Below are 3,525 nucleotides of genomic sequence, written 5' to 3' on the forward strand. Positions count from 1 at the left end.
CGCTCGGCGGCCGAGGCGGCCCGCCACGGCATGGCGTCCCCGGACTTCAAGCCGCGCGCCCAGGGGGCGGTCGCCGCCGCGGCGTACCTGACGGTCCGGAGGTGGAGGCGCAGCCGCCGCGCGGCGCGGCGCGCCCAGCGCAGCCAGGCCACGGTGCTCTGACGACGGGAACGAGCGGAAGATCGTGATGAGTGAACGCGGCAGGACGGAAGAGCCCGACGCGCCGGACGGCCCGACCGAGCTGGCACCCGGCTCCTGGTGGGGCGCGGTCAAGCGCACCGTCGCCGAGTACAAGAACGACAACCTGGGCGACTGGGCCGCCGCGCTCACCTACTACAGCGTGCTGTCCATCTTCCCGGCCATGCTCGTGGTGGTCTCGTTGATCGGACTGGCGGGCGAGTCGGTCTCCCAGGACCTGATCAAGAACGTCGGGAGCATGGCGCCGGGCTCGGTGAAACAGGTCCTCACCGACGCCATCACCCAGTTGCAGCGCGGACGCGCCGGCGCGAGCGTGGCCGCCCTCGTGGGCCTCGTCGCCGCGCTCTGGTCGGCGTCCGGGTACGTGGGGGCGTTCATGCGCGCCAGCAACGCCGTCTACGACGTCCCCGAGGGGCGGCCGATCTGGAAGACCCTGCCGCTGCGGATGGGCATCACCGTCGTCACGCTGGTGCTGCTCTCGGTGTCGGTGATGGCCGTGGTGATCACCGGTCCGCTGGCCCGCAAGGCCGGAGACATGATCGGCCTGGAGTCCGCCGCCGTCACCGCGTGGGACATCGCCAAATGGCCGATCCTGCTGCTGGTGGTCAGCTTCCTGTTCGCGCTGCTGTACTGGGCGTCCCCCAACGCCAAGCAGGGGTTCCGCTGGGTCAGCCCCGGCAGCGTCCTGGCGCTGCTGATCTGGCTGGCGGCCTCGGCCGTGTTCGCGTTCTACGCCGCGAACTTCAGCTCCTACAACAAGACCTACGGCAGCCTCGCCGGGATCATCATCTTCCTGGTCTGGCTCTGGATCACCAACACCGCGATCCTGCTGGGCGCCGAACTCAACGCCGAACTCGAACGCGGCCGGGCCATCGCCGCGGGCACCCCCGCGACCCAGGAGCCGTACGTCGAACCCCGCGACACCCGCGCCTTCGACGAAGCCGACCGCGACGCCCTGAACGCCGCCGAGCACCCCGATCACCCGGAGCGCCCCGATCGCCCGGAGCACGCTGGTCACCCAGAGCGTCCCGATCGCCCCGAAGACTCCGAACGCGCTCGGCCCTGAGCGCTCCGCCCGGCAGAGCCCGGTCGTCAGCCGCTGACCTGGGCGGTGTCGTCGAGCCAGTGCCGTGCCACGTCGACGCGTCGCGCTGGTGCCTCGTATAAACGGACCTACCCGCAGGAGGTTGGCGAGGCCCCGCGCGTCCCCGAGGCCACCAGCGGCAGGACTGCCGGACTGATATAGGCAGCCTTGCCATGAAATCCCCCTGAGCATCGCTCCGTGCTTGTTCGGGGCGGCACTGGGGCAGCAGGCCTGGACATCCCGGACCGACCGGACCGACCGTGGCCTTCAACAATTCGGCGAGCACGACGGGCTTCTACACGGTCTACGCCGTCTGTCTTCCCGTGACGTGAACGGGCCGACGGTGCTTCGTTCTCCGTCCCATTCACCCGGTAATGGGCGGAGCAAAGGCGTCACCGAGGGGGGAGGCTGATGGAACGCCGATCGGAGACTTAAGAGGATCTGAAGAGCGCCTTCGGCGGGAGAAGGTCGGCCTAACGTCTGCGGCGTCCCGATGATTCTTCCTCCGAGGAGCCCCATGTGAAGCACACCCCCCGCATCGTCACGGGCCTTGCCGCCGTGGGGGCCGCGCTGGCCGCCACGGCGGTGCCCGCGTCGGCCCACGGTTCGATGCAGTTCCCGCTCAGCCGCGTCCTGACCTGCTACAAGGAAGGGCCGGAGGCGCCGAGGACGGCGGCGTGCAAGGCCGCCATCAGGGCCAGCGGCAAGCAGGCGTTCTACGACTGGAACGGCGTCCGGCTCGCCGACGTCGCCGGACGGCACCGCCGGCGGATCCCCGACGGCAGGCTGTGCAGCGCCGGGAACCCGACCTTCCGGGGCCTGGACCTGCCGCGCTCCGACTGGCCCGCCACCCGCGTGAAGTCCGGCGCACGGCTCGACCTCCGCTTCGCGGTGACCGCGCCGCACAAGGGCGCGTTCCAGCTGTTCATCACCAAGAACGGCTACGACCCGGCGAAGCCGTTGAAGTGGGCCGACCTGGATGCCAAGCCGTTCCTGACGAAGAACAACCCGAGAGCGGTGAACGGGCTCTACGACCTCACCGCGACCATCCCCGCGGGCAAGAAGGGCCGCCACCTGATCTACGCGATCTGGCAGCGCTCGGACAGTCCCGAAGCCTTCTACAGCTGCTCCGACGTCGTCATCGGCAACACGTCCGCGAGCCCGGGCTCGCTGGGGACCAAGTCCCTGGCCACCTCAGGCGGCGGCCACGGCGGCCACGACCACGGCGGCACCACACCCGGCGGTCAGGGGCACGGCGCCGCCGTTCCGAAGGGGCACGCCCACGGCGGCGCGAGCCCGACGTCGCTGCACGTCGTCCGGACGGCCAGCGACGAGCCCGCCGGCGGCGGTCTGTTCGGCGCCGGACTGATCTGCGGCACGGTCGGTCTGACCCTGGGCGGTGTGGCAGGACTGCTCCTCACCGCCCGCCGCCGACGCCAAGAGAACGACCTGTAACCCGGTCGCGGCGACGCCCACCGTCCTGAGCGCGGACGCTCAGGACGGTGGGCGAACTCATGCACCGGCGAGGCCGGACGGCGAGACGACGCCCACGATCCGCTCCCGGAACCGGCCCTAATGCCGGAACCAGTGGCCCGGCCCCCGAAGCTGCCGCTGGTGCGGAGCGCGGGGCTGCTGTGGCCGGAACCGGGCCGGCTGGGACGGCCGAGGAGCGGCCGAAGTCCCACGGCGGGGCGGTGGAGCGTCCGCCCAGCCCGCTGGAGGCGCAGGACGAGGCGGAGCGCCGTCACGGCGAGGCCGTGACGCTTCACCGCGAGGTCGTGGGGCATCGCCGTGTTGGGGCGGAGGCAGTGGGCGAGGGGCGGGCCGAGGGGCGGGCCGAGGTGCAGGCCGAGGCGGTCCCGGTTCGATCCGATCGGGAACGCGGCCACCTGCGGGCAGGACGGGGCGAGGCGCAGGCCCGTACAGCTCCTGCTCGATCCGGCCACGCTCGGCCCGGCGTGCGGGGGACCGCTGGTCGGGGGAGCGGTGACCGGGACGCGACGACCCGCCGAAGCGATGAGAGGTGGTCTGCGTAGCACGCAGGTAGGAGACGACACAAGCGACGATCGCGCCGCCCGCGAGACCCACGATCGCGTGCTGCGGGAGCCGACTGGACACGGACGCGCCGGGGTCGGCGTTGTCCACGAACTGCACGCCGCTGTTGGCGTTGGCGCGGGCGGACAGGACGCCGCTCTCCTGGGATTGGAGTTTGGCGAGGTTGGCTGCCAGGACGCGTCCTTCGC

At 71.6% G+C, this 3,525-nt stretch carries 2 protein-coding genes; both read left to right on the top strand.

What is annotated here, in order from left to right; all coding sequences use genetic code 11:
- The first annotated feature begins 187 nt into the window (after positions 1 to 187).
- Positions 188 to 1,264 (top strand): YihY/virulence factor BrkB family protein, encoded by a 1,077-nt coding sequence (locus tag DZF91_RS26490; RefSeq protein WP_117359898.1) that lies wholly within the window; start codon positions 188 to 190, stop codon positions 1,262 to 1,264.
- A 537-nt stretch (positions 1,265 to 1,801) separates the two neighbouring features.
- A complete protein-coding gene (locus tag DZF91_RS42975; RefSeq protein ID WP_328589216.1) occupies positions 1,802 to 2,737 on the top strand; it encodes a lytic polysaccharide monooxygenase auxiliary activity family 9 protein in 936 nt (311 codons plus the stop codon).
- The last annotated feature ends 788 nt before the right edge of the window (positions 2,738 to 3,525 follow it).

Origin of the sequence: Actinomadura logoneensis, from assembly GCF_003428695.1 — a bacterium.
GTDB classification, from domain to species: domain Bacteria; phylum Actinomycetota; class Actinomycetes; order Streptosporangiales; family Streptosporangiaceae; genus Spirillospora; species Spirillospora logoneensis.